The organism is Deltaproteobacteria bacterium (genome assembly GCA_029860075.1).
Classification (GTDB): Bacteria; Desulfobacterota; JADFVX01; order JADFVX01; family JADFVX01; genus JAOUBX01.
Genome location: JAOUBX010000072.1, coordinates 1 through 22,850, shown reverse-complemented (window position 1 = coordinate 22,850; position 22,850 = coordinate 1). Strand labels below are relative to the sequence as shown.

20 protein-coding genes are annotated in these 22,850 nt (G+C 46.0%); 11 read left to right on the top strand and 9 right to left on the bottom strand.

Annotated features, from left to right (window positions below; translation table 11 throughout):
- Window positions 1-157: 157 nt before the first annotated feature.
- The 3 genes from OEV42_17355 to OEV42_17345 all read right to left on the bottom strand — a co-directional run bounded on the left by OEV42_17355 (window position 158) and on the right by OEV42_17345 (window position 3,334).
- Window positions 158-1,282: a DNA cytosine methyltransferase gene (locus OEV42_17355; GenBank protein MDH3976045.1), complete on the bottom strand. Its 1,125-nt coding sequence runs from the start codon at window positions 1,280-1,282 to the stop codon at window positions 158-160.
- Window positions 1,279-2,400: a DNA cytosine methyltransferase gene (locus OEV42_17350; protein MDH3976044.1), complete on the bottom strand. Its 1,122-nt coding sequence runs from the start codon at window positions 2,398-2,400 to the stop codon at window positions 1,279-1,281. The genes OEV42_17355 and OEV42_17350 overlap by 4 nt, the downstream gene beginning before the upstream one ends.
- Window positions 2,401-2,821: 421 nt before the next feature.
- Entirely contained in the window at window positions 2,822-3,334 is a 513-nt protein-coding gene (locus tag OEV42_17345; GenBank protein MDH3976043.1) for a hypothetical protein, read from the bottom strand.
- A 226-nt stretch (window positions 3,335-3,560) separates the two neighbouring features.
- On the opposite strand from OEV42_17345, the gene OEV42_17340 reads away from it, so the two are divergent.
- From OEV42_17340 to OEV42_17320, 5 genes are all read left to right on the top strand, one after another.
- Window positions 3,561-4,433, top strand: a complete 873-nt coding sequence (locus OEV42_17340; protein ID MDH3976042.1) for a DUF362 domain-containing protein — start codon at window positions 3,561-3,563, stop codon at window positions 4,431-4,433.
- Window positions 4,434-4,870: 437 nt separating this feature from the next.
- Entirely contained in the window at window positions 4,871-6,268 is a 1,398-nt protein-coding gene (gene creD, locus OEV42_17335) for a cell envelope integrity protein CreD (protein MDH3976041.1), read from the top strand.
- 269 nt (window positions 6,269-6,537) lie between these two features.
- Entirely contained in the window at window positions 6,538-7,710 is a 1,173-nt protein-coding gene (locus OEV42_17330; GenBank protein ID MDH3976040.1) for an MFS transporter, read from the top strand.
- A 51-nt stretch (window positions 7,711-7,761) separates the two neighbouring features.
- Window positions 7,762-8,262, top strand: coding sequence for a signal peptidase I (gene lepB, locus OEV42_17325; GenBank protein MDH3976039.1), 501 nt, complete (start codon window positions 7,762-7,764; stop codon window positions 8,260-8,262).
- The gene (locus OEV42_17320) at window positions 8,256-8,756 is read left to right on the top strand and encodes a hypothetical protein (GenBank protein MDH3976038.1); all 501 of its coding nucleotides are present in this window, start codon (window positions 8,256-8,258) and stop codon (window positions 8,754-8,756) included. Before lepB ends, OEV42_17320 begins: the two co-directional genes overlap by 7 nt.
- A 106-nt stretch (window positions 8,757-8,862) precedes the next feature.
- On the opposite strand, the gene OEV42_17315 is transcribed toward OEV42_17320, so the two are convergent.
- Entirely contained in the window at window positions 8,863-9,459 is a 597-nt protein-coding gene (locus tag OEV42_17315; protein MDH3976037.1) for an MBL fold metallo-hydrolase, read from the bottom strand.
- A 130-nt stretch (window positions 9,460-9,589) separates the two neighbouring features.
- Entirely contained in the window at window positions 9,590-9,805 is a 216-nt protein-coding gene (locus OEV42_17310; GenBank protein ID MDH3976036.1) for a hypothetical protein, read from the bottom strand.
- Between the two features lie 153 nt (window positions 9,806-9,958).
- Between OEV42_17310 and accC the strand changes: the two genes are divergently transcribed.
- The 3 genes from accC (at window position 9,959) to amrB (ending at window position 14,259) form a co-directional block, all read left to right on the top strand.
- Window positions 9,959-11,374 (top strand): acetyl-CoA carboxylase biotin carboxylase subunit, encoded by a 1,416-nt coding sequence (accC, locus tag OEV42_17305; GenBank protein MDH3976035.1) that lies wholly within the window; start codon window positions 9,959-9,961, stop codon window positions 11,372-11,374.
- A 9-nt stretch (window positions 11,375-11,383) separates the two neighbouring features.
- Complete coding sequence (oadA, locus tag OEV42_17300) at window positions 11,384-13,222, top strand: sodium-extruding oxaloacetate decarboxylase subunit alpha (protein MDH3976034.1); 1,839 nt, start codon at window positions 11,384-11,386, stop codon at window positions 13,220-13,222.
- Window positions 13,223-13,452: 230 nt separating this feature from the next.
- Window positions 13,453-14,259, top strand: coding sequence for an AmmeMemoRadiSam system protein B (gene amrB, locus OEV42_17295; protein MDH3976033.1), 807 nt, complete (start codon window positions 13,453-13,455; stop codon window positions 14,257-14,259).
- Window positions 14,260-14,290: 31 nt separating this feature from the next.
- Here amrB and OEV42_17290 read toward each other — a convergent pair whose 3' ends face one another.
- On the bottom strand, window positions 14,291-16,285 hold the full coding sequence (locus tag OEV42_17290) for a VWA domain-containing protein (protein ID MDH3976032.1): 1,995 nt from the start codon (window positions 16,283-16,285) through the stop codon (window positions 14,291-14,293).
- Window positions 16,286-16,442: 157 nt separating this feature from the next.
- Between OEV42_17290 and OEV42_17285 the strand changes: the two genes are divergently transcribed.
- Window positions 16,443-16,571, top strand: a complete 129-nt coding sequence (locus OEV42_17285; GenBank protein MDH3976031.1) for a hypothetical protein — start codon at window positions 16,443-16,445, stop codon at window positions 16,569-16,571.
- 197 nt (window positions 16,572-16,768) lie between these two features.
- Window positions 16,769-17,374 carry a HEAT repeat domain-containing protein gene (locus OEV42_17280; protein MDH3976030.1) on the top strand — a complete coding sequence of 202 codons (606 nt, stop codon included), beginning with the start codon at window positions 16,769-16,771 and terminating at the stop codon, window positions 17,372-17,374.
- A 71-nt stretch (window positions 17,375-17,445) separates the two neighbouring features.
- On the opposite strand, the gene OEV42_17275 is transcribed toward OEV42_17280, so the two are convergent.
- The 3 genes from OEV42_17275 to OEV42_17265 form a co-directional block, all read right to left on the bottom strand.
- Window positions 17,446-19,419 carry a transglutaminase domain-containing protein gene (locus OEV42_17275; protein ID MDH3976029.1) on the bottom strand — a complete coding sequence of 658 codons (1,974 nt, stop codon included), beginning with the start codon at window positions 19,417-19,419 and terminating at the stop codon, window positions 17,446-17,448.
- The gene (locus OEV42_17270) at window positions 19,416-20,771 is read right to left on the bottom strand and encodes a DUF58 domain-containing protein (protein ID MDH3976028.1); all 1,356 of its coding nucleotides are present in this window, start codon (window positions 20,769-20,771) and stop codon (window positions 19,416-19,418) included. The genes OEV42_17275 and OEV42_17270 overlap by 4 nt, the downstream gene beginning before the upstream one ends.
- 86 nt (window positions 20,772-20,857) lie before the next feature.
- Window positions 20,858-21,805, bottom strand: coding sequence for a MoxR family ATPase (locus OEV42_17265; GenBank protein MDH3976027.1), 948 nt, complete (start codon window positions 21,803-21,805; stop codon window positions 20,858-20,860).
- 355 nt (window positions 21,806-22,160) lie between these two features.
- Between OEV42_17265 and OEV42_17260 the strand changes: the two genes are divergently transcribed.
- A complete protein-coding gene (locus OEV42_17260; GenBank protein ID MDH3976026.1) occupies window positions 22,161-22,619 on the top strand; it encodes a hypothetical protein in 459 nt (152 codons plus the stop codon).
- The last annotated feature ends 231 nt before the right edge of the window (window positions 22,620-22,850 follow it).

Sequence of the window (22,850 nt, the reverse complement as noted above, 5' to 3'; positions counted from 1 at the left end):
CGACCCCCGTGAGTGAGTGTCCAAATATAAACCCAAAGGCTATAAGTTGTCCCTAGATAACTTATTATAAATTTTCGGGGGTGGCACCTAGTAGATTTCGAGACATAAGCAGCAACGCCACTAGACTGCTGAATAGCATCAATAATTTCATTTACTATCAGACTTGGGCTGACTGAAGGCATTGCTTTCTTCCTCTTATTGTTTTACTGAGGTATCTTTCATCATTATTGGTTAATGTATTCTTAAGCTCATGTGCTATGCATTCTGCTAGCAAAGGTGGAACGGCATTACCAATTTGCCTCCACTGATTTTCAATTGACCCTGCTAAAAAATAGTCATCCTGAAACGTCTGTAATCGCTTAATCTCAGCAATAGTAAGAATTCGATTCTTCCAATGGAAAGGTCCCATATTGTTTGATCTACGTGCTTGAATTGTCCAAGATGGCAAATCAGGCGATAATTTTAAAAGGAAAGACCAATATCTTGATCTCCATTTGAATTTCGGATTTTTATGTCCTCTTTTTTCGGTGTAAAATAAATAATTCTCTCCAGGGGGAATATCATGTAGCAAATGATGATCTTTTCCTCCCGCAAAGTGCATAGGGAGATTAGCATCATGCGCATCGATATCTAAATCCATTATTGCTTCACCCGCAGTTTTCCAAACTGGAAGGTGTTGATTGATTAAAGTGAATTCGTCAGGGTTTCGATGTGTTGGCAAAGGGAAATTAAATTCATAGCCTGCCAGAGTACCCACTATGATTATTCTCTGACGTTTTTGAGGCACACCGTAATCAGCTGCATTAAGGATTTGAAATTTAACTTTATAACCAAGGTCACGTCCTGTTTTTAGAACATAGTCAAGAGCTCCCTTCTGCCTTTTTGCAGCAAACGTATGAACATTTTCAAACACAAATGTTTTTGGCTTATAGTGCTTAACTATCCTAAAATATTCCTCAATGGTTTGAAACGAATGGTCATCCGTCCCATGAGTCATTTCTTTCCTATAAAATCTGGATTTAGAAAATGCTGGACACGGTGGCCCCCCTAAAACAAGATCGACATCATTTTCTTTAAGTTGTGTTACCTTTTCTAACTGGTGGTTGGTTATGTTTTGGATTTCGTCACAAATAATATTATTTGCAACTTTATTTGCCTGCAAAGATTCACACATTATTGGATTACTCTCAATACAAACTTCACTGTAAAATCCCTTACGATGAAACCCGATATCCAAGCCACCGCAGCCGGAAAATAAACTTATGATTGCATTTTTTTTCATGAGTTAATTAATACCTCCATTACAGCCTTTGCCATCAAAGGTGGAACAGCATTTCCAATTTGCCTGATCCGGCTTCTTCTCGTTCCATAAAACTTGTAATCACTGGGGAATGATTGAAGTGCTGCCATTTCGGTAGTCCTTAGGCGCCTATTTTCCCAATGAAAGGGACCAACCCAGGGACCTGGGTTAGATGCAATAGTCCAAGATGGCTTGTCTGGATGAAGTTTTAATAAAAAATTCCAAAATTTTGTTTCAGCTTCAAATATAGGGTTTTTATAGCCAGCCCAACTCGTTAGTGCTTTGTAGTTCATCCCAGGTGGAATATCAGGTAAATACTCCTTCCATCTACCCTCAATTACCTCCCCTTCCTCAAAGTACTTTTTATGCCTATATTTATGTATAGCCATCTTAGAAGTGGCCAAAGGTTTTAGAAATAAAGAGTTGTCAGCTGAATGTGTTATCTCGGGATCTCCAAGAACTTTTTTCTTATGCCCAATCACAAACACCCGTTTCCTTTTTTGAGGAACTCCAAATAACTCGCTGCTTAAGTGTAACTCCTTTACTTTATACCCACAGTCCTCAGTGAAATTTACGAACTCATATAAATACTTTTTATTTTTTGGATGTGTGATACTGTGGACGTTCTCAAATAAAAACCCACGAGGTGATATTTCATTGATCAACCTCGCATACTCCATGACCAAACTCGTGCGTTTATCGTCATGAACTTCCACACGGTTTTTGGCTTTAGACAATTTAACTTCATCAATAAATTCCCGCCCATTACTCTCGGCAACTGCTTTCATGCGCTCTTTTCTTCGAAGGGATTCTTCACCAGATTTCGTCCAATAATTATTTTTGGAAAATGATTGGCATGGAGGACCACCAATTAAAAATTCAATTTCATTTTTTCTGTGGCCACATTGGTGCAAGATACTTTCACCTGTTAGCGTGGCAATGTCATCATTAATAAGAATTGAAGAATTTGTAGATTCATTCAATTTCAATGTTTCAATAGAGTCATGGTCCGTATCAATGCAACAAACAATTTCGGCTCCTGCCATGGATGTACCAATATCAAGGCCACCAGCGCCTGAGAATAAACTAATGGTTTTCATATTAATAGGATTCTAACCTCAGTCTTTTAATAATCGCACAAATTTTCCCGCACTATCGAAGGATAATAAATATACTTAATAGCTTTACATAATACCACCTAGAAATGGTGACAGTAAATTCCTATTTTATTAATGATTGAAAAACACTTTGATACCGGGTAATTGGGGACAACTTAAATTCGCGTCCCGCTTTAAAACAAAAGAGCCCGTCACCATTTGCCGGTGCGGACTTTCAAATTATCGTTCTATTGAAGGGGCCTATGGTCGGGCCAAGCTAACTAATTGAATATAAAAACTTTTTGTCCTTAAAAGGGGTCGTTTTATAGTCTATAATGGCCATTTTGAGGTCAAAAGGGCTTTTTCGCAGTAGATTTGACCTAAGTCCGACAGGCTCCCAGACAATATTAACCGTAATTTGTGCTTATACTCTTCTACGAGTATGTTCACTATAAATATCATCTATTCGTTCATTAAGAAATTTTATTTCCCGGATGGTTTGAGATGATTCTTCTTCTTTAAGTGTGTCTTTAACAAATCCTCTTTGGGTATTAGCATCACATGCTTGAAGAAAAGCTTTGACTGGATTTAATTTAAATAAAAGAATACCTCTCTTTTCTAAAACATTATAATGATCATGCATAAGGCTATGTGTATTAACCAATTGGCTAAGATCAGTGATCATTGTTTGATATTCATTTGATGAAAAATACCCTTCTTTAAATCTTGTTTTTGGTAACTCTTCTAAAGCTTCCTGGAAAATTGGTTTAACTATATTCAGAATATTAATTCCTGTTTCAAGACTTTGAGCTAATATGCGGCTTCTTTCAGCATAATCTCTGATAGCTATATTGTAATTAATATCTACTGCAAATGGCATTGCATCAAGTTCTTTAAAAACTTCAAATAATGTTTGATTTTTAGGTGCTGTTTTCATTTTGATTCTACCAAAAAAAAGGAAAGAAGAATTAATATAAATGTCGCGGATTCAAATTACAAAAGGCATTAATTATACCAGACATGTAAAATAAGTGGAATGAAATACAAGAGAAAAGGGGACAGGAAAATCGTGTTTATTTAAGGGCAGCGAATTAAGGATTTAAATGGCCATTCTCCGGATGATGACGGCAATGGCACTCTCTCCCATCTGATATAATAGAAGTATGATAAACCTTTCCATTACAAAAGGTGAGAACCGAAAAGAGAATGTTAGAAGTGCCCTTGATCTTATTGCAGAGGATATCGAAAAAAGGATAGGCCGCAGGCAGGTTGTTATTAAGCCTAATTTTGTTTCTTCCTCTCGCCAGCTTGCTTCAAGTCATGTCGATCAGATGAGGGGGATACTTGATTTTCTGAAAGGTTTCCATAAAGGAAAAATTATTGTATCGGAGGCAGCCTCCGGTGATACAAGGAAGGCCTTTAAGAACTTCGGCTATGACAGGCTTATTGATGAATATGATGTTCAATTAATAGACCTGAATCACAGCCCTTTCAGGAATGTCGCTATCAGGGATTCAGAAGGACGCAATTTTAATGTGAGGGTTTCCGACCTTCTGCTTGACAGAAATAATTACGTCATTTCTGCCGCCAAACTAAAGGCCCACGATACTGTCGTTGTCACATTGTCCATTAAAAATATGGCGATGGGAGCGGTACTTTATCCGGACAAGATGGATGTTCATCAGGGGATAAGGCGTACCAACCTCAATATTGCAGCGCTTGCCGGGCTGGTATGGCCCGATCTTTCCGTTATAGACGGCCTGGATGGCATGGAAGGTAACGGTCCCGTTGATGGAGACCCCATTCATGTGGGGATAGCTATTGCAGGCACTGATCCTCTTGCCGTTGACAGAGTGGCCTGTGAGGTGATGATGGTCGATTTCAACAAGGTTGGCTATCTCAATCACTGTGTTGAAATGGGCCTCGGTGAAGCGGATTTAAAGAAAATAGATATGGCAGGTGTCCCTATCAGTGAGTGCGCCTGTCCTTTCAGGCTTCATGGAACTGTTGAAAAACAGTATCATTGGCGGAATTAACAGAACTTTGGTCCTATTGAAGAGGCAGAAAAGACAAGGCGGGATGTCTGTTGAGATGTTTCCAGGATTGTTGTTTCAGATTTAATAGATTGAGGGGCAAGCGTTCCCCTCCTCGCCCGGTCCATCACCTTCCTCTTCATAGTCATCGTCGTCATAGTCATAAGCGAGCCGGCCGCCTCTTGCAGTGAAGGAAATCTATTCCCTTATGCCCACTCAGGGAAAGGATTAATTCTCCTCTGGAAATTCCCGCACAGGAATATGCCCCGCTTCTTCACAAATAATTCACAGCCCCTTCAAACTCACTTCACAGGTGCCTTTTATACTCTTCTTATCCCGGAAAAAATTGGGATAAGTGCCTTAACGAAATAATTAGCTGCCAAAAAGATGACAGATAATTATTTCTAAGTTACTAAAAACAAAAGAAAGGAGAGAAAAAAATGGAAACCAATGACAGGAAAGAGGGAAGTAGAGAAGAGCAAAGTATTACGAAGAGGGCCACGAGCTTTACCCGAAATTCGGTAAACTTCAAAATTTTCATAATTACCATGCTCGTCATTATCCTGCTGATACCGACATCAATGGTAAGTTCGCTCATCAAGGAAAGAGAGATGAGGCAGCGGAGTGTGGTTCATGAAATCAGTTCCAAGTGGGGTAATGCCCAGACTATTACGGGACCGGTTCTGACGATTCCCTTTAAGCAATATTTTACAGATGACAAGGGGAAGAGGAGATACCTCACAGAGTATGCCCATTTCCTCCCTGAAGACCTCCATATTTCAGGGATACTTAATCCGGAATTGCGCTACAGGGGGATTTTCAAGACCGTTGTCTATAATTCACCTTTGGAGATTTCGGGGAAATTTTCTTTTCCACTTTTTGAAAAACTTAACATTAATGAAAAGAATGTTCTCTGGTCGCGGGCTTCTCTTTCAATAGGTATTTCCGATCTGAGGGGGATAAAGGAGCCGATTGATGCCGGAGTAAAGGGCAGTGATATCATTATGGACCCCGGACTGGAAACGATGGATGTTTTTAATTCGGGAATCAGTTCCAGGGTTGTGATGCCGCAAAAGGGAGAGGAGATGACCTTCAACTTTAAAATTAACCTCAACGGCAGCCGCAAGATTGAATTTGTGCCCGTCGGCAAAATAACGCAAGCCACCATAAAATCAAAGTGGAAGAGTCCGAGCTTTGACGGCGCTTTTCTTCCCGCTGATAGAAAAATCGATGAAGAAGGGTTCAGTGCCACATGGAAGGTGCTGCATTTAAACAGAAACTTTCCCCAGCAGTGGAGGGGCGACAAATACAAGGTCTGTAATACCTCCTTCGGTGTGAAACTTTTCATTGCCGCCGACGTTTACCAGAAATCGGAAAGGATGATGAAATATGCCGTCATGTTTATTGTCCTGACTTTTACGGCCTTTTTCTTTTCGGAAGTGATGAACAAAAAGCGGATTCACCCCATACAATACCTGCTTATCGGCTTTGCCATCACCATTTTTTATATCCTTCTTGTTTCCATTTCGGAGCATATTAATTTCGATAGGGCTTATTTTATCGCCTCCGTTGCCGTCATAGGGCTTATAACGAGCTATTCATTGGGCATACTGAAAAGCAGGGTTCTTGCTAGTACCGTTTTTGGTGTTTTAGCGGCCCTTTACACTTATCTCTACATCCTGCTTCAGCTCGAAGACTATGCCCTCGTTATGGGAAGCATAGGACTCTTTATCGTGCTCAGCGCCGTCATGTACATGACGAGGAAAATAAGCTGGTATTCGATTGCCCTTGAAGAGGATGAAAATGGTGGTTCGGAAAAGGTGTTGAAGCAGAGTTGACAACGTTGGAAGGATGAATGATTAAGGCCGCCCGGATTTATGCCGGGTGGCCTTTTGTTTTTAAATCAGTCCTTTTGATTTGCCTGTAGAGAGGAGAGGGGTTTTCATAAAACCGCCTCATCTATTAATAGAGCTCTTTAAATGTAACTGCAGCAGGGGGGCAATGCCGGGGCAAGGCAAGAATCTCTTGCCTTCTTCCTCATTGTGCAAAGTTCTCCTGCCGGAGGCCGGTAAAAGTCTGTTATATTAATCGCAAATTACCGAAATGAATGGTTTATAAAAATATGACACCTTTTACACCTTACTGCCTGAGTCTTTTCTATTTCCTCTTTTTTGCCTGGATGGGAATCCAGATTCCCTACTTTAACCTTTATCTCTACCATCTCGGCATGACCTCTTTCCAGATTGGCATTGTGACGGCATTGATCCCGCTGGTGAGGGTTTTTTCCCCTCCTTTCTGGGGATATCTTACAGACAGGTATGACGGCAGGGGCAGGTTGGGTACGGCTCTCTGGATAATCAGTACGATCATTTTTTCACTCCTTTTTTTTACTGAATCCTTTTTCCAGGTAGCGCTCGTTATCACTGCCTTTACCTTTTTCTGGTCGCCGACCCTTCCCGTTGCCGAGGCCTCGGCAATGGAGCTTGCAAGGAAGAGGGGAATCGATTACGGCCGAATGCGGCTCTGGGGGACGGTCGGTTTTATAGGGCTTTCCTGGCTGACGGGGATTATCCTCGATAAAGTCCATATCTCTGCCGTGCTGTGGGGGCTTTTGCTGCTGCTCGTTGCCAATATATTCGTATCAACGGGGATTCCGGCTGCAAAAAATGGCGGTCCCCATATTTCGCTCAAAAACCTGTCATCACAGATTTTAAGGCGGGAGGCGCTTATTTTTCTTTTTATTGCCATGCTCATGCTTGTGAGCCACAGCACCTATTACGGCTTCTTTTCAATCTATCTCGAATCGCTTGGCTATTCGAGAAGTATGATCGGTATCCTTTGGGCGCTGGGGCCGCTCGGCGAAGTGCTGGTAATGTTTTTTTCGGGCAGAATTATGAAGAAATTCGGTACGGTAAGAGTTCTTGCCTTTTCTCTCCTTATGGCAATCATCAGATGGACGCTTTATGCCTTTGCATGGAGCGTCCCTTTTCTTGTCTTCGGCCAGCTTCTTCACGCCTTTACATTCGGCACATTCCATATTGCCTCCGTCAGGTATGTAGAAAAGCTTTTTCCTGACAGCATGAGGAATACGGCACAGGCTCTCTACAGCAGCGCTGCCTATGGAATGGGGCTTGTTCTTGGGACGGTGGCCTGCGGACTTCTCTATGACAGGGTGGGGGCGCCTGTCCTGTTTTTTCTCAGCGCCCTTGTTTCCATGGTGGCCCTGGGAGCGCTTGTGAGGGAAAGAAGAAGGGCCGGGGAAGCGCCGGTAGGTGAATAGTTTTCCTGAAATAAAGGGGCTTTATTCCACCATGTGTTATAATTCCTCATTATGAGTGAAAGGAGCGGCCTTAAAAAATTTCTTTTTCCCCGGTTTTCCCGCTATTATATTTTAAGGGTAGCAGCGGTTGCTATCTTTGCCTGGCTCTTTTTTTCCTATATCTGCATACCCATAAAAATCCGGGGGATAAGCATGGAGCCGAGCTATAAGGATGGTTCTTTTAACCTCATATGGCGGCCCCTTTATTTTTATCGTTTGCCTAATGTTGGCGACGTGGTCGGTGTCCGCCTGGCAGGAAGAAGTGTTATGCTGCTAAAAAGGGTGGTGGCCCGCGAAGGAGATACCGTTGAATTCAGGAAGGGAAAACTGATGGTTAATGGAAAAGAGATAAATGAGCCCTATCTCACCTATCCCTGCACATGGGACCTGGCGCCGCGCAAGGTTGAGAAGGGGAAGGTCTATGTCGTGGGAGACAACAGAAACATGCCTGTCAGAAATCATGTTTTTGGTCAGACCGATGTAGACCGTATCGTGGGAGTGGCGCTATGGTAAAGGTGGTAAAGATAGCTATTGCCCTTGTTTCTCTTGCCGTCGCCGGTTTTTTTATTTACAGCTATTTCATGAGTGATGAAAAAAAGGTGATCAAGCGTCTTGTCAGGCTTTCCGAACTGGTGAGCAAGGAAGGGGAAGAACCGGCCGTCATAATGGCCGGGAGAATACGCGGCGTAGGGGACCTTTTTGCTGAGACCTGCCGGTTCAGTTCCGATGCCAGGAATATGTCCCGTACCTTTCGGCCTGATGAGATTACCAGCCATACCGCTTCGGCAAGGGCAAATTTTTTAAAGCTGTCCATTAAGTTTTATGACATGAATGTGAGCTTTCCCGGTGATAAGGCAGCCCTTGTTTCACTGACGGCCATCCTGTCGGGAGTGACCAAATCGGAAGCCTTGTTCGATGAAATTCACGAGTTGGAAGTGGAACTTGTCCATGTTGAAAAGAAGTGGTTGATCAGGCGAATCACCGCTGTCGAGGTGCTGGAAAAATAAATGATAAAAAAAGACAAAAAATGATAAAAAAAGTGAAACTTATTGGAAGGTGTTAAGTCTAAATAATCGTAACACCTCCTTTCATTAAGCGGGAGCAATGCTCCCGCTATTTTTTTACCTTCACTTCATCCATCCATTGAGGCCGGAACGTCATAAAGGGCGCTCCGTGGCCGGGGATGATTACCTGTGATGCCTCTCCCAGAAGCTTCATGCTCAACATGCCTGCCTCTTCGTTAAAAAAGTCGGGATTATAGTTCCAGAGTTTCCCCTTTTCAAAATATCCTCTCGTCACAATTGCGTCACCGGCAACAGCTACCTTCAGGGTATCTTCAATAAGAAGGGAACAGTGTTCCAGCGTATGCCCGGGGGTATAGACGGCTACCACCGAGTCATCGATAAAGGCCAGGTTTTCTACGGGATGGAAATGAGGCGGGTCAAATTTTTCGACCAGCATTTTGGAAGCAAGGCGTTTCGCCTTTTTGAAGAGCGCCAAATTGCCGAAGTGGTCACGGTGCCAGTGAGTAATAAAGAGGATATCGATATCGTCAGGAGAGACGCCCCTGGCCCTGAGCGCATTTTCGAGCATCTTTTCATTGTAGCGATTATTTTCTTCCGAGTCGGCTCCTTCAAACTCAAATCCTGTGTCGACAAGTATGAGATTATTTTTTCCCCTGATGAGAATGACCGAGCTTCCTCCACCGATGCCCAGTTTGTGCTTTGCCTTGATCGTATCGGAAGTGGCGGGATCGGATACTTCCAGAGTAAGGGTGCCGACCTTGATCAGGGTGATGCTGCTCTCGTTTAAATAGTTGATTTTATCCTCCTTTTTATTGTTAAGCTCCTTCTTTGACCTTAACAGAAAGGCGATGGTGATGCAAACTTGCTATTTTTCTTCGTTGACATGGATCAATGATGATAATCATATGCCCTTTTAACTTTGGAGGAGGAAGGCTGGTCCGCCTGTGGCGATAGCTGTTAACAATGAGAAAAAAACGGTTTAAGCTGTTAACAGCCAAGGCCTGTGAAAATTGATTTTTTCCCGCCGCCATGACCCTCTTTTCAGATTTGACAGTCTTTTCTTTGTCCCGTCGGGGGAGAAGGGGCCTGTTTATGGCGGCTTTGCTCTTTCTACCGGAAAAGTTTTCAATAAGTTGACAGCTTGGCTGATATAGAGTATTTTCGTTAGTTAACGGAGGATGTGCGTGTTTAAAAAAGTACTCGTTGCTAACAGGGGTGAGATTGCTACCCGGATCATTCGTTCCTGCAAGGAGATGAACCTAAAAACTGCCGCTATTTATTCGGAAGCAGACAGCACGGCCCTTCATGTAAAGAAGGCCGATGAGGCCTATCTTGTCGGACCCGGTCCAGTCGCCGGTTACCTCAATATTCACAGACTCGTCGATCTTGCCAAAGAGATAGGCGCCGACGCTATTCATCCCGGTTACGGTTTTTTATCGGAAAATCCCAGGCTTCCCGAGCTTTGCGAAAAAAGTGGAATTACCTTCGTCGGTCCTTCCAGTTATGCCATCAGCTCCATGGGTGACAAGTCGGCGGCCCGAAAGATCATGACCGAAGCCGGTATTCCCGTCGTTCCCGGCACCGGTAACATAAGATCCGACGATGAGGCCCTTGCCTTTGCTGAAAAGGCCGGATTTCCCATTATGGTAAAGGCCACTTCCGGTGGCGGCGGACGAGGGCTCAGGGTATGCAGGAATGAAAAGGAACTCATCGATAATCTCAAGTCCGCCAAGAGCGAGGCTGAAAGTGCCTTTGGAAACGCCGAAGTTTTCCTCGAAAAGTATATAGAAAATCCCCATCACATCGAATTCCAGATAATGGCCGATTCTCAGGGGAATATTATTCATCTCGGTGAAAGGGACTGCTCCATTCAAAGGAGGCATCAGAAGCTCGTTGAAATTGCGCCTTCTCTCTTATTGAGTGAGAAGCTGAGAAAAGAGATGGGGGACGTTGCCGTCAGGGCGGCCCGCGCTGTTAATTATACCAATGCCGGCACTATCGAGTTCATTCTCGACAAGGAGATGAATTATTATTTTATCGAGATGAATACGCGGCTCCAGGTGGAGCATACGGTGACTGAAGCCATTACAGGTATCAGTCTCGTCAGGGCGCAGCTTGAGATTGCCGCAGGCATGCCGCTTGCCGTGAAGCAGGAAGATGTGAATATCAGAGGTTATGCTATCGAGTGCAGGATCAATGCGGAAGATCCGAAAAATAACTTCATGCCTTACACCGGTAAGGTGACGGCTTATTATTCTCCCGGGGGGATAGGCGTCAGGATCGACGGCTGTGTCTACAAAGATTATGTTATTCCGCCTTACTATGACTCTATGGTGGCCAAACTTATTGTTAGCGGTATGACCTGGGAGGAAACCGTTGACAGGATGAGGCGTTCTCTCGATGAGTTCGTTGTCCGGGGCATTAAAACAACCATACCCTTTCATTATAACATTATGACTGATGAGGAATTCAGAAAGGGAGACTTTGATACGGGATTTATAGACCGCAGGCCCGATCTCCTCGAGTATTCAGAAAAGAGGGACAGAACGGACCTGGTTATTGCAATTTCTGCGGCAATAGCCGCCTATGAGGGTTTTTAGGAGTTTATCATGTCTAAACAGAAAGTAGAACTTACAGATACCATTTTGAGGGATGCGCACCAGTCTCTGCTTGCCACGAGGATGAAAACGGAAGATATGCTCCCTGCTGCCGAAAAACTGGATAGGGTAGGTTACTGGTCACTCGAGGCCTGGGGAGGGGCCACCTTTGATTCATGTCTCAGGTTTTTGAAGGAAGATCCCTGGGAGCGGTTGCGCTCCTTAAGGAAAGCCATACCGAATACAAGGCTTCAGATGCTTCTAAGAGGTCAGAACCTGCTTGGCTACCGGCACTACTCTGATGATGTGCTCAAGAAATTTATCGAAAGGGCGGCCGATAACGGTATCGACGTATTCAGAATATTCGACGCCCTTAACGACACGAGAAACATGAGGGAGGCCATGAAGTCCGTCAAGAAGAGCGGCGCCGTTGCCGAGGCCTGCGTCTGTTATACGACAAGTCCCATTCATAACAATGAATACTTTATCGACATGTCGGTCAAACTGGCCGAAATGGGCGCCCATAATATCTGTATCAAGGACATGGCCGGACTTCTTGCGCCGCCCGATGCCTTTGATCTTGTAAAGGGGATCAAGGAGAAAACGGGTCTTCCCGTTCATCTTCACTGCCACGAGACAAGCGGCATGGGTTCAATCAGTTATTTTAAAGCCATAGAGGCAGGCGCTGACCTGCTTGATACGGCTATTTCATCCCTGTCATCGGGGACGGCCCATCCGCCGACGGAAACCATCGTGGCATCACTCAAGGGGACAGAGTACGATACGGGCCTCGATCTTTCACTTCTCGAAGAGATTGCTGAATATTTCAGGGAAGTAAGGAGAAAGTACCACCAGTTTGAAAGTGAGCATACGAGGATAAACACTTCCGTTCTTGTTTCCCAGATACCGGGCGGCATGATATCCAACCTGGCCTCCCAGCTCAAGGAGCAGGATGCCCTTGACAAGATGAATGAAGTATTGAAGGAAGTTCCGAAGGTGAGGAAAGACCTCGGTTATCCTCCCCTTGTGACACCCACCAGTCAGATTGTAGGCACCCAGGCGACACTTAATGTGCTTACGGGAGAGAAATATAAGGTCATTACCAGTGAAACGAAGAATTACCTCAAGGGGCTCTACGGTAAACCGACGACGGATATTAATGAAGAAGTAAGAAAAAAGGCTATTGGTGATGAAGAGCTTATTGTCTGTCGTCCTGCCGACCTGCTGGAGCCCGAACTGGACAAACTCACCAGAGAAGTGGGGGAAAAGGCAAAGAGTATAGAAGATATTCTAACTTATGCCATGTTTCCCAATGTGGCCCTTGAGTTTTTTGAAGAGCGTGCAGCAGGGACGCTAAAGCCTGAGCCGCTTATTCCCGAGGGGGAGGCAGAAAAAGCAGCCCTTTCCTCACCGCATATGGCGCCCAGTGAGTTTAACGTCAAGGTCCATGGCGAGTCTTATCATATAAAAGTTGGCGGTGCAGGACACAAAGGTGACGGTGCAAGGCCCTTTTACATTGTTGTCGACGGTCAGCTTGAAGAGGCCCTCGTCGAGTCGCTTGTCGAAGTTCTGCCCAGCCAGGCAGGCCAGATCGAGGGGCAGTCCACCGTCTCTTCATCGAGGCCGAAGGCAAAAGATGAAGGTGATGTGACTTCAGCCATGCCCGGCGCCGTTGTGAGGGTTGACGTTAAGGTTGGCGACAAGGTAACTGCCGGAGATACAGTCCTCGTTGTTGAAGCAATGAAGATGGAAAACGAAGTCCATACCCCCATTGATGGAGAGGTGCTGGAGATTTTCGTCAAGGAAGGTGATACGGTCAATCCTGATGAGACGCTCGTTAGGGTGGGGTAATCCTGCCTTCTTTCCTTTGACACAGATTTGTGCTGATAAGTTATGATCTTTACAGATAGCGTTTTTAGATTTTTCAATTCCTGACGGTCCATTCCTCGCGGCTTGCGGGAGGGGGATTTAGCGCTGGTTTTTGAAGTTTAGATAATGGGGTGATATTATTGTTCATGGGGGAATAATTATAATAAATCTGTGAAAATCAGTGTTTAATCTATTTTAGGGGGGAGATGGAAATGGAGACGAGAAACCCTGCTGTTGCAGGCATGTTTTATCCCGGAACGCGACAGGCCCTGTCGGCCGAGCTTGACAGGCTCATTCCTGAAAAAAGCGTTAAAAGAAAGGCCATAGGCATTGTTTCTCCTCATGCCGGTTATATTTATTCGGGCGCTGTTGCCGGTGAACTTATTTCATCCGTTGCTATTCCCCAAAAAATTATTCTCATTGGTCCCAACCATACGGGTTTTGGAATAAAAGGCTCAGTTATGGCGGAAGGCTGCTGGTCGCTTCCCAATGGAACGGTCAACGTTGATACTTTCCTTGCCAAAAAGATTATGGGCGCAACGAAAATCCTGGGCCATGATACGCTTGCCCACTTGAGAGAGCATTCACTGGAAGTTCAGATTCCCTTCCTTTTGCACGAACGGGAGGGTATTGATATTGTTCCCATAACGCTTATGGGCCTCGGTGTTGATGCATGCCGTGAGGCGGGCCATGCCATTGCCGGGGCCATAAGAGAATCCGGTGAAGAGGCTCTTATTATCGCCAGTTCCGACATGACTCATTACGAGTCTGATGAATCAGCCAGAAAGAAGGATAAAAAGGCTATCGACAAGGTACTTGCCCTTGATCCCGAAGGCCTTTATCAGGTGGTTACGGAAAACCGCATTTCCATGTGCGGAATTATTCCCGCAACGGTTATGCTTTTTGCCGCCCTGGAACTGGGCGCCAAAAAAGCGGAACTGGTGAAATACGCTACTTCAGGTGATGTTTCCGGTGAGTACAACCAGGTTGTCGGTTATGCCGGAATGATTGTCGAGTAGGAGACCGGTTCATTGCCAGGGCCTCTCTTCCCTACTCCAGGCCAAGTTTCCTGCTGACAACAAGCTTGGTAACAGAAAGTACTTCTCCTGTTTCCACCCTGAGCAGTTTAAGGAAAATTTCGTAGTTTTTCTTGCCCGAATAAATATTCCCCCTGATGATGATCTTTGCCCCGGCCAGTTTGCCTGCTTCTACGGCCTCCTTTTCAGGAACGAAACCGGAAAGCTGGAACTTGGTTTCATCAATAACCGCTTGAATGTCTTTTCGTTCCAGCACCTTGAAGGATTTGTTCGTACTTAGTGAAAAGAGCAACTGTTCGCCTAAATACTCGGCATTGCCGGCAAGGCTTTTGTCCTTCATGGAGAAAGGGAAAAGGGCAACGGGCGTATCGGGTGAGATCGATAGGGCTGAATAGTCGATGAGCTGCGAGACAGCCATGTCAAAGAGTTTTTTCAATGTATCTCCCTTTTCTTCATCGGCTATCCTGGTCGCCTCAAAATACTCATCGGCTTCTTCTATTTCGTCACCGGTAAGGTTCCTCAACTCTTCCTTGGCAAAACGTATGATGATGGCTTCCAGCTTGTCTGTCTCGAAGTTGCTTCCCGTATGGTGGCTTACGCTGCCCGGTCTTCCACCGTCGCTCTCCCCCCTTTCGCCGTAGGTAAGGAAGATGTATCTGCCGGAAGTGTACTGCGCTATCTGGCGGAGGATATACTCGCCCATAATATTGAGGCCGCCTGTGCCCACGCTGAATATCTTTATCCCCTTCCTTCTGGCGTCAGACATGGCATTAAGATAACTGTACTCCTGGCCGTAATCGAGGTGGGGCGGAGCGTCGGTAATGATGAAAGAGAGGCGGATACCGTCATTGTTCCATTTAATCCCCTTCATGGACGCCATGAGGGCCGACTGGAGGTCTTCGGGATGGTCGCCGCCACCTGATGCCCTGACCTTATCGAGAGCGCTGCGGAACTCGTCTAGGGACTCCGTAAGGGGAACCGTTTTTGTTACGTAGGCGTCCTTTTTATCCTTATAAAGGACCATGCCGAAACGAACCTTCGGCTGTGATGAAAGGGAGGTGAGGTTGAGGTTGATCATCTCTATTGTTGTTTTCAGCCTGTGAATCTCCTCTCCCATGCTTCCCGTCGTGTCAAGGATGAAGAGGATGTCCAGCGGTACCTGCTGCGCAACGCGCCGCCTCGAATCGAGTCTCACCTCGATTTCTCTTTTTCCCTGCCGGTCAACGGTCAGTTCCTTTCGAGAGCGGTTAAGGGAGGCTTCTACCCTGAATTCGGTAATATTATTATCGTATTCGGAAGGAAAGAAAAGGAATGAACCGTCAGAGTAGGTAAGTCCCCGGAAGAGCAGGTTTTTGCCCGAATAGATCTTTACCTGCGCATTGGAAAGGGACTTTCCCTCTTTGTCCTTTACCTTGAGGACAATCCGTTCCCGCACGTCACGTGTGTAATGGGGAGCCTGGGGACCGTACTTTTCCAGGAAGTTGATAAAGTAGTTGAACTGCTTGTTGTCATCGGCATAGCCCGCACGCAGTCCCGATGCTTTCGGTATCTTCCGCTTTCCGGGAATGTCTTTCTTTTTGGGGGCAAGGACTCCTTCATCGGGGGGGGCAGTGGCGCCCATGATACCGAAAAAACTCTTGTCCCCGTCAGAAAGATTCTTGCCGGTGACAGAAAGTTCTTCACCGGTTTTTGCTTCCCGTGGCAAGGTTTCTTTTTTAATCGCTCTCTCGGCAATTTTGGACTCATAAACATCTGCTTTAACCGGAGGGGCCAATGACGGCTCTGAGAAAGCCTCTTCCGCTATTTCATACTCGACAGGTCCCTTCATCGGTTCAGGCTCGGCTTCTATGACGGCCGGGGCTTCCATCTTATCTTTTGATTTCATTATCACAGCTTCCCTTGCCGGCTCCCTTTCCGGCGCGCCGGCACAGGCTGCCGTTAATAAAATGAGAATAAATAAGAAAGGATAGATACCCTTTATCTTGATGGCAGAATATTTGATATACATATTTTAAACCTCCCCGAAAAATATTTTCATTAAGACTATCGTAATTCTGATAAATTACAAGAGAAAAGATGATTGAATATAAAGCGGGTAAATTCCGAATAAAAAAGCCGGACCGCTTCTGCCTGTTGCCGTTAATTGCCGGGGAGCTCTCCTGAAGATGGAAAAAAATAAAAAAGTTAATCATGGCGCGCCTTTAAAGCGCCTTATGATGAGCTTTGGCGAGAAATGCCGTCTGTCAACTGTCATGGCGGGGAGTTTATTCTTATTGCTGCCGAATGAAGGCTGATTTTTTTCTCTATTCCCTGTTTTATTAAGGCGGCCCAAATAGGGCCGCATTCAACTTGATTTCCTCTCTCTTTTTGCTAGTCTTCATGATAGGTTCCCCTTTTTCCTCTTTTATCGTAAGTGATTATAAATCTTATGGCGGGCGAGTTGAAAAAGGAAACTCTCCATAAAAAGGAATGACTGGATAAGGAGAATAACATGCGGAAAAAAAAGAGGGTCTTCAGGTTAATTCTTGCAGGGAGTTTTATTCTCTTGTTTTTTAGTTGCACTGGTAAAAAAGAGGCAGATGCTCCTCAAAAAGAAGTAAAAAAAAGTGAGTCATCAGCGATAGGCACAAAGGCTCAAATAGCGGATAAGCGGGCCGTCGACAGTGAGAAAGCAGGAAAAATAGAAGCGCTGATTATAACGCTGGAAGGAAGTGATGAGCGGGAAGCTTATGATGCAGCGCTGAAACTCTCATTAATGGGCGATGAAACAGCAGTGGAACCTTTAATAACTGTCTATGAGCGTTCAGAGGGGATGATGCGTGCGGCCACATTGAAGGCATTGGGCAGTATAGGCGATAAAGCTTCGATTGACATCCTGCTTGATGCCTTAAACGACGATGAAACAGATATCAGGCGAATTGCGGCGGCAGGGCTTGGAAACTTTAATGATGAGTCGGCAGTCGAGCCGCTTATAGAGATATTGAACGATGATGATGACTGGGTCCGGTGGAATGCCGGGAGCAGCCTGAATAAGATAACAAAGAAGGAATTTCCTGACTATGACAGCTGGAGCGAATGGTATGAGGCGAAGGAATAAAGGGAAAGGGACTGACTTTTTCACTTGACCGGTTATCTGCCAATATCATGTTGCCGCCCTTTTCAGTGAACTCAATTATCATTGCCCTGTCCCTCTCTCATCCATGTTGCTACCAGCCTCTCCATTTCAGCTCTTTCATTGTGAGAAATGCCTTCCCGCCGGAAACGCATTTTTGTATGAATCAATAAGGCGCTTTTGATAATATCGACAGAGGTAATCGGCCTTTCTTCTTCTTCCATCCTTTTAAACCAGGCCCTGTAGGTTTCCCCTTTATGACGGATATGGCCCGCTTCTTTCAGCTTTTTTTCAAGGGCATAAAAAGGTGATTCTATGGGCCTGCTCTCCTCCCGGGCAGCCGCTTCCTTTTTCCTGTAGACGAGAGAGATGTTTTTCTTTCCAAAGAGGCGCCACAATAGAAGCAGCAGTAGAACATAGCCGTATTTGGTAAAAAAATTCTCTTCCGAGGCGCGCCATCGGGCAATGAGGAATTGCAGGTAGGCCCGCAGGTCCGATAAAGGCTCCATAAAAGAACCTTGCTGGCTATCTGCAGCTACCCATGACGGTGGCGTCGTGTCAATGATTAGCCACTTGCCGTCTATGTAGGCCGTTACCCAGGCATGGGCGTCCCTTTCGCGCACGACATACATAGCTTCCCGCTCCGAATATTCATGGACGAGGTAGCCCACCGTGTATCGCGCAGGAATGCCTGCCCATCGGAGCAGCAAGGCGGTGGCCGTGGCGAAATATTCGCAGTGCCCCGATCTCGACTTGAGGAGGAAATCTTCGAGAGGAAGAGACGCTTCCTCAGAGCTTTCTGCATCCAGTGAATAGGTAAAGTTGGACAGGAAAAAGCCGCTTAAGCTCTCTGCAATTTGATCATGTTTTTTGGATTTCAGGCCTATGCCCTTTGCCACTTGCGCGATAAGCGGAGTATAGCCCCGGGGGATTGCAAGGTCCCTGCCGGTGGGGACATCGACTGTGTTCCCATCGTCTGTGCTGCTTACATGGTAAGCTGCAAAGAGGGAGTCATGTTCCGACATGACGGCGCCCATCCTGTTGCGGAAGAGCTCATTGACGGGCAGGTTTTCTATGGCCCGGGCGTGAGGAGGCAGTGGGAGGATGTTTTTGCCCTCTTGCAGCGATTTAAAAATGGTTATTAAGTTCCCATCCCCTCCGGTCACATGAGAGAGTTTCCACTTCGATTTTCCGGCTTTCCCCTTGAGCGCTTTCATTGGGGCTAAAAGGGCAAACCATGAGGGGGAACGAAAGCTGTCGTAACTCGATTCAACAAGGTGAAAGGCGCTTCTTTTTTGCGAATCATTTTTTACCCTGAAAATTATTTCCCCTGATGATTTTCGCTTCCCCAGCTGCCCCAGGGAAGTTGTCGTCCGCTGATAATCATTGCTTTTCATGAAGGTTCCCGAGTACCACTGGATAAACTTTTCTTCCGTTTTTTTGTGCAGGCCGTGAAGAGCGACACTGCCGTAATATCCCGCCCCGGCAAGGACAATAAAAATGATCATCCACGTTATTGCCGGGCTTCTGGACGGCTTTACGCAGTAGAGTGCCCATCCGCAGATAATGACCATGAAGGCATAAGTGAGCAGGGACCTTACGTTGGCTACACTTGCCGAAAGGAGGCAGACGGCAAGATAGGGGTAGGTAATACTGATGAGAAAGGGTTTTCTTTTTTTCTCCCTGTTTTTTTTAAGAAATATAAAGAAGATATCGGGATTGATAGTGCCTGCCGTACTGTAAAGCTGGGCCAAAACAATGGGCAGCAGGATGAGTGGAAACCAACTGATGACTTTCAGGAAGGAACCGGCCTTTCCTTCCCATGTATAGGCAAAAAGGGCCGTCGCAGCAATAAGGATATTGCACAGCATAATGACATTGGAGAATCCTCTGTCATCGAGTGTGATGCGCCACCTTGTCATTCGGTGAAGTTCCGTTACGGTGGCTGCCAAAGCGGCGGGGACGAGAAGGCCTGTTTGCCATCCCCAATAGATAAGCGCCGCGCCTGTGAGAAAAGGGGGGGTATTCATAACCTTGCCAGCGCCTCCGCTATTTTTCCTTTCTCAAGAAGATGAAAAGATTCGGGATTCCCCTTCATGATGCCCGGATCGATAGATTCTCCCTCTTCGGTAATGATAAAGATCATGAGAGGAATATTGTGAGACATCATTTTTTTAATAAAGGATTGCCTCGATTCATCCCAGGAGAGAAAAATGCCTATGGCGCTGGTGAGTAATGCGGCCCTTTGCAGCGCGGCATTGGCAAGGGTACTAAAGTCCTTGTCCCTGCAAAGGTCGACAGCGGCAAGGATTTCGAGCATTTTTCCCCTTGAGCCCGTGTGCCTGCCGCTGGTAAAGCAGAAAGCTTCATCACCGACAAAGATAAGATCGAGGAGGGATTCCCCTTTTTCAAGAGATGATGCGAAGGAGGCAGCCACCGATACGGCTTCTTCAAAAAGGTCGCTTATACTCTCATCGCCAAAAGTGTCGAGAAAGAGGGCATGGCGGGAAAAGTGTTCGTCTTCGTATTCCTTGACAACAGGTTTGCCTGTTTTTGCCCAGCTTTTCCAGTGGATCGTTCTTAGCGGATCGCCGGGGCGGTAATCTCTTAAGGAAATAAATTCATCGGAGTCGCCCACTTTTGAAGCCAGGGATATCCCTCCCTGATGATACCTTCGTTTGGCCGGCAAGCTTATGGGCGGCAGGGAATAGCGTTTGGGCAATACGAGAAGAGACTCTTCAAGATGATGATCCTTCAGGTTTTTCATAATGCCGAGAGGGTCAGGCTGTGAGAGCGTTAGGGTCTTGAAACGAATGAATCCTCTTCTCATGGGGAGGAGTGTGAGGGACAGGTCCTTTTTTTCTGAAGAGGCAATATCAATAGAGTACGCTGACTCTACGTTGGCCATCAGCTTTTTCCTGATCTGTCTTTGCCATGCGCCCAGATAGCCCTTTTTTGTGAAAAGCCGCTTCATTTTTCCCGGAGCGCTTCTTCTTTTAAATTCTTCAGCCAGTTCATCGGGGTTTGGCCTTGGGTCGGGAAGACTTTCGATTACTGAAAGCGCACGGTAATGTTTGTCTGTCAGGTTTTTAATGCTGATCTTGTATGAAACCCTTTCTCCGGCTGTGCACAGTTTGGGCAGTTTTCTTGAAAGGGACAGTTTTGCTCCGGGCAAAAGCAGGGAGCTAAAGGAGGCCAGGAAGAGGGCAAGGAGGAAGGTAAATATTTCGTAAGCCGTTGTCTTGTACGTATCGAGGCCTAAAAGGGCCGAGATTATGAGACAGACGAGGAGCAGCATGCCGGCATAAGTAAAACGCCTGACAAGAAAATGCCTTGCAGAACTGGTCCATTTGAGGAGATAGTAGGGAATTCCTTTGAACATGAGTGACTCACTTTAAGTGTACGCCAGGTCTGTCGAAGGGCTCAGGGTGTAATATTGTGATGATCAAAGCCTCCTGGCACAGAAACCTACACAGGAACGGGAACCGCTTTGAGAAGATCCTCCACAATCGCCTCACCCGTTACCCCTGAAAAACGTGCTTCCGAATCGAGGGCCAGCCTGTGAGCAATGACGTATAAAGCGATTTCCTGTACATGATCGGCTGTGACAAAGTCCATTTCTTCCATAAGCGCCATCACCTGAGATGCCTTCATGAGTGTCAGCGACGCCCGCGGACTGGCGCCGAGCCGGACTCCTTCGGCGGACCGTGTCGCATTGACAAGGTCGACGATGTACCTCTTTATCTCATCACTGATTTCTATCTCCTGAGCCTGTTTTCTAAGGGTAAGAATGTCTTCAGCCGTTGCGCAGGGACTAACATTCATGACGGGATGCCCCATGGCCTGATCTGAGAGGATGGCTGTTTCTTCTTCGGGAGAGACGTAGCCAAGGCTGAAATTGAAGGCAAAGCGGTCCATTTGAGCTTCCGGTAAGGGATAGGTTCCGTGAGATTCAATGGGATTTTGTGTGGCAATGACGAAGAAAAGTTCTTCAAGGTTGTGCTGTATGCCATCAATGCTCACCTGCCCTTCAGCCATGGCTTCGAGCAGAGCCGACTGGGTGCGCGGAGAGGCCCGGTTGATTTCGTCAGCCAGGACGATATTGGCAAAAACAGGCCCTTTATGAAATTTAAAGGTCTTATCACTCTGGTCATAGATGGATAGGCCTGTAATGTCGGAAGGAAGGAGGTCAGGCGTAAACTGGATACGCTTGAAGATGCCTTCAACAGAGAGGGCCAGTGTTTTTGAGAGGGTTGTCTTGCCTGTGCCGGGATAATCGTTTAACAGTACATGGCCGCCGCTGACAAGCGCAACGAGGGACAGCCGGATAGCCTTTGCCTGTCCCCTCATGACTTTTTCCATGTTAGCGGTAATATTTGCAAATTGCCCGGAAGGGTTCATACTTTTCTTTGACATAACCTCTTTCCATTAATCGATATAAAAAATTATCTTAACAGATCGATCAGGTCAAATACAATAAGAGGAAGCCCCAAATTGCATTCAACATAGAGGTCTGTTATTATTAATCGCGCAATGTTAACGATAGGTCCTCAAAATCGTCATTCCCGCATTGTTTAAGCGGGAACCCGAAAAGAGGCAACATGGATTTCCGGTCAAGCCGGGAATGACAGGAAAAATGATTATCATCTCCTTTAAATCAAAAAGAGAGATTTTAAGCGCCTGTTAAATTCTCTAATCATTATCTGCCATGCCTTTTAGAAAAAAACGGTTTCTGTTTTTCCTGCTCTTTTTGTTTTCTGCCTGTGCGTCAATGGATTCGGTAAAAATCGAAGAACAGGGTTTTGAAAAGGGACGCCTCTTCATGACCGTTCAGACTTATGAACTGCTTGTCCATGAAAACTGCGAGCTTCTAAGGCTTATGGATGAAGAGGGTGACACAGGGCCGAGCCGCCACAGGAACCTTGTTATGGGAAGGCTGAACTCCGCCCTTTACCAATTGGGAGAAATGATAAAATCCTTTGAAGGGAGGGATGAATGGCCTGAGGCGGTTCTTGACTATGTGCGGCAGGAAGGTTATGCGGAAAATAATCGTCAATTTGCAAGCAATCTGAAAGACCAGTGGGAAAGGGAATGGAAAGAAAGTTTTGATAGTGAAGATCCGGAAGGATACCGTGTTCTGGCTTTAGAGACTTATCTTAACTATGGAAATGCTTTTGCTGTTAAGGGGGGCGCCGCAGAAGGCATGGAAAAAAGATCAAGGCAAAATTAAAGAATTCACGCCCAGAGGACGTGGCCTTGCTTGAGCCCTAAAAGGGCTTGCTTTTCCTTCCCGTTAAAAGGCAGCCGAGTGTAGCCGTTGACTGAGGATGAAGGGCACAAATTGTCTGAGCGAAGCGAGTTTTTGTGCCCAACCAAGGCAACGGTGGAAGGAGGGGAGTCCCGCCTTGGCGGGACCAGGTTTTAGGGCGGCCTTTCTTTTGTTACTTTTCTTTGTACCCTC

What these genes read in the sequence shown, in the direction of transcription:
- OEV42_17260 (MDH3976026.1), top strand. Translation starts at nt 22,161, where the DNA reads ATGGATTCGGTAAAAATCGAAGAACAGGGTTTTGAAAAGGGACGCCTC.
- OEV42_17320 (MDH3976038.1), top strand. Translation starts at nt 8,256, where the DNA reads ATGGTAAAGGTGGTAAAGATAGCTATTGCCCTTGTTTCTCTTGCCGTC.
- OEV42_17265 (MDH3976027.1), bottom strand. Translation starts at nt 21,805, where the DNA reads ATGTCAAAGAAAAGTATGAACCCTTCCGGGCAATTTGCAAATATTACC.
- creD (MDH3976041.1), top strand. Translation starts at nt 4,871, where the DNA reads ATGGAAACCAATGACAGGAAAGAGGGAAGTAGAGAAGAGCAAAGTATT.
- OEV42_17285 (MDH3976031.1), top strand. Translation starts at nt 16,443, where the DNA reads ATGGAAAAAAATAAAAAAGTTAATCATGGCGCGCCTTTAAAGCGCCTT.
- OEV42_17275 (MDH3976029.1), bottom strand. Translation starts at nt 19,419, where the DNA reads ATGAATACCCCCCCTTTTCTCACAGGCGCGGCGCTTATCTATTGGGGA.
- OEV42_17355 (MDH3976045.1), bottom strand. Translation starts at nt 1,282, where the DNA reads ATGAAAAAAAATGCAATCATAAGTTTATTTTCCGGCTGCGGTGGCTTG.
- OEV42_17350 (MDH3976044.1), bottom strand. Translation starts at nt 2,400, where the DNA reads ATGAAAACCATTAGTTTATTCTCAGGCGCTGGTGGCCTTGATATTGGT.
- OEV42_17330 (MDH3976040.1), top strand. Translation starts at nt 6,538, where the DNA reads ATGGTTTATAAAAATATGACACCTTTTACACCTTACTGCCTGAGTCTT.
- OEV42_17280 (MDH3976030.1), top strand. Translation starts at nt 16,769, where the DNA reads ATGCGGAAAAAAAAGAGGGTCTTCAGGTTAATTCTTGCAGGGAGTTTT.
- lepB (MDH3976039.1), top strand. Translation starts at nt 7,762, where the DNA reads ATGAGTGAAAGGAGCGGCCTTAAAAAATTTCTTTTTCCCCGGTTTTCC.
- OEV42_17290 (MDH3976032.1), bottom strand. Translation starts at nt 16,285, where the DNA reads ATGTATATCAAATATTCTGCCATCAAGATAAAGGGTATCTATCCTTTC.
- OEV42_17270 (MDH3976028.1), bottom strand. Translation starts at nt 20,771, where the DNA reads ATGTTCAAAGGAATTCCCTACTATCTCCTCAAATGGACCAGTTCTGCA.
- OEV42_17340 (MDH3976042.1), top strand. Translation starts at nt 3,561, where the DNA reads ATGATAAACCTTTCCATTACAAAAGGTGAGAACCGAAAAGAGAATGTT.
- OEV42_17345 (MDH3976043.1), bottom strand. Translation starts at nt 3,334, where the DNA reads ATGAAAACAGCACCTAAAAATCAAACATTATTTGAAGTTTTTAAAGAA.
- OEV42_17310 (MDH3976036.1), bottom strand. Translation starts at nt 9,805, where the DNA reads ATGGCGGCGGGAAAAAATCAATTTTCACAGGCCTTGGCTGTTAACAGC.
- oadA (MDH3976034.1), top strand. Translation starts at nt 11,384, where the DNA reads ATGTCTAAACAGAAAGTAGAACTTACAGATACCATTTTGAGGGATGCG.
- amrB (MDH3976033.1), top strand. Translation starts at nt 13,453, where the DNA reads ATGGAGACGAGAAACCCTGCTGTTGCAGGCATGTTTTATCCCGGAACG.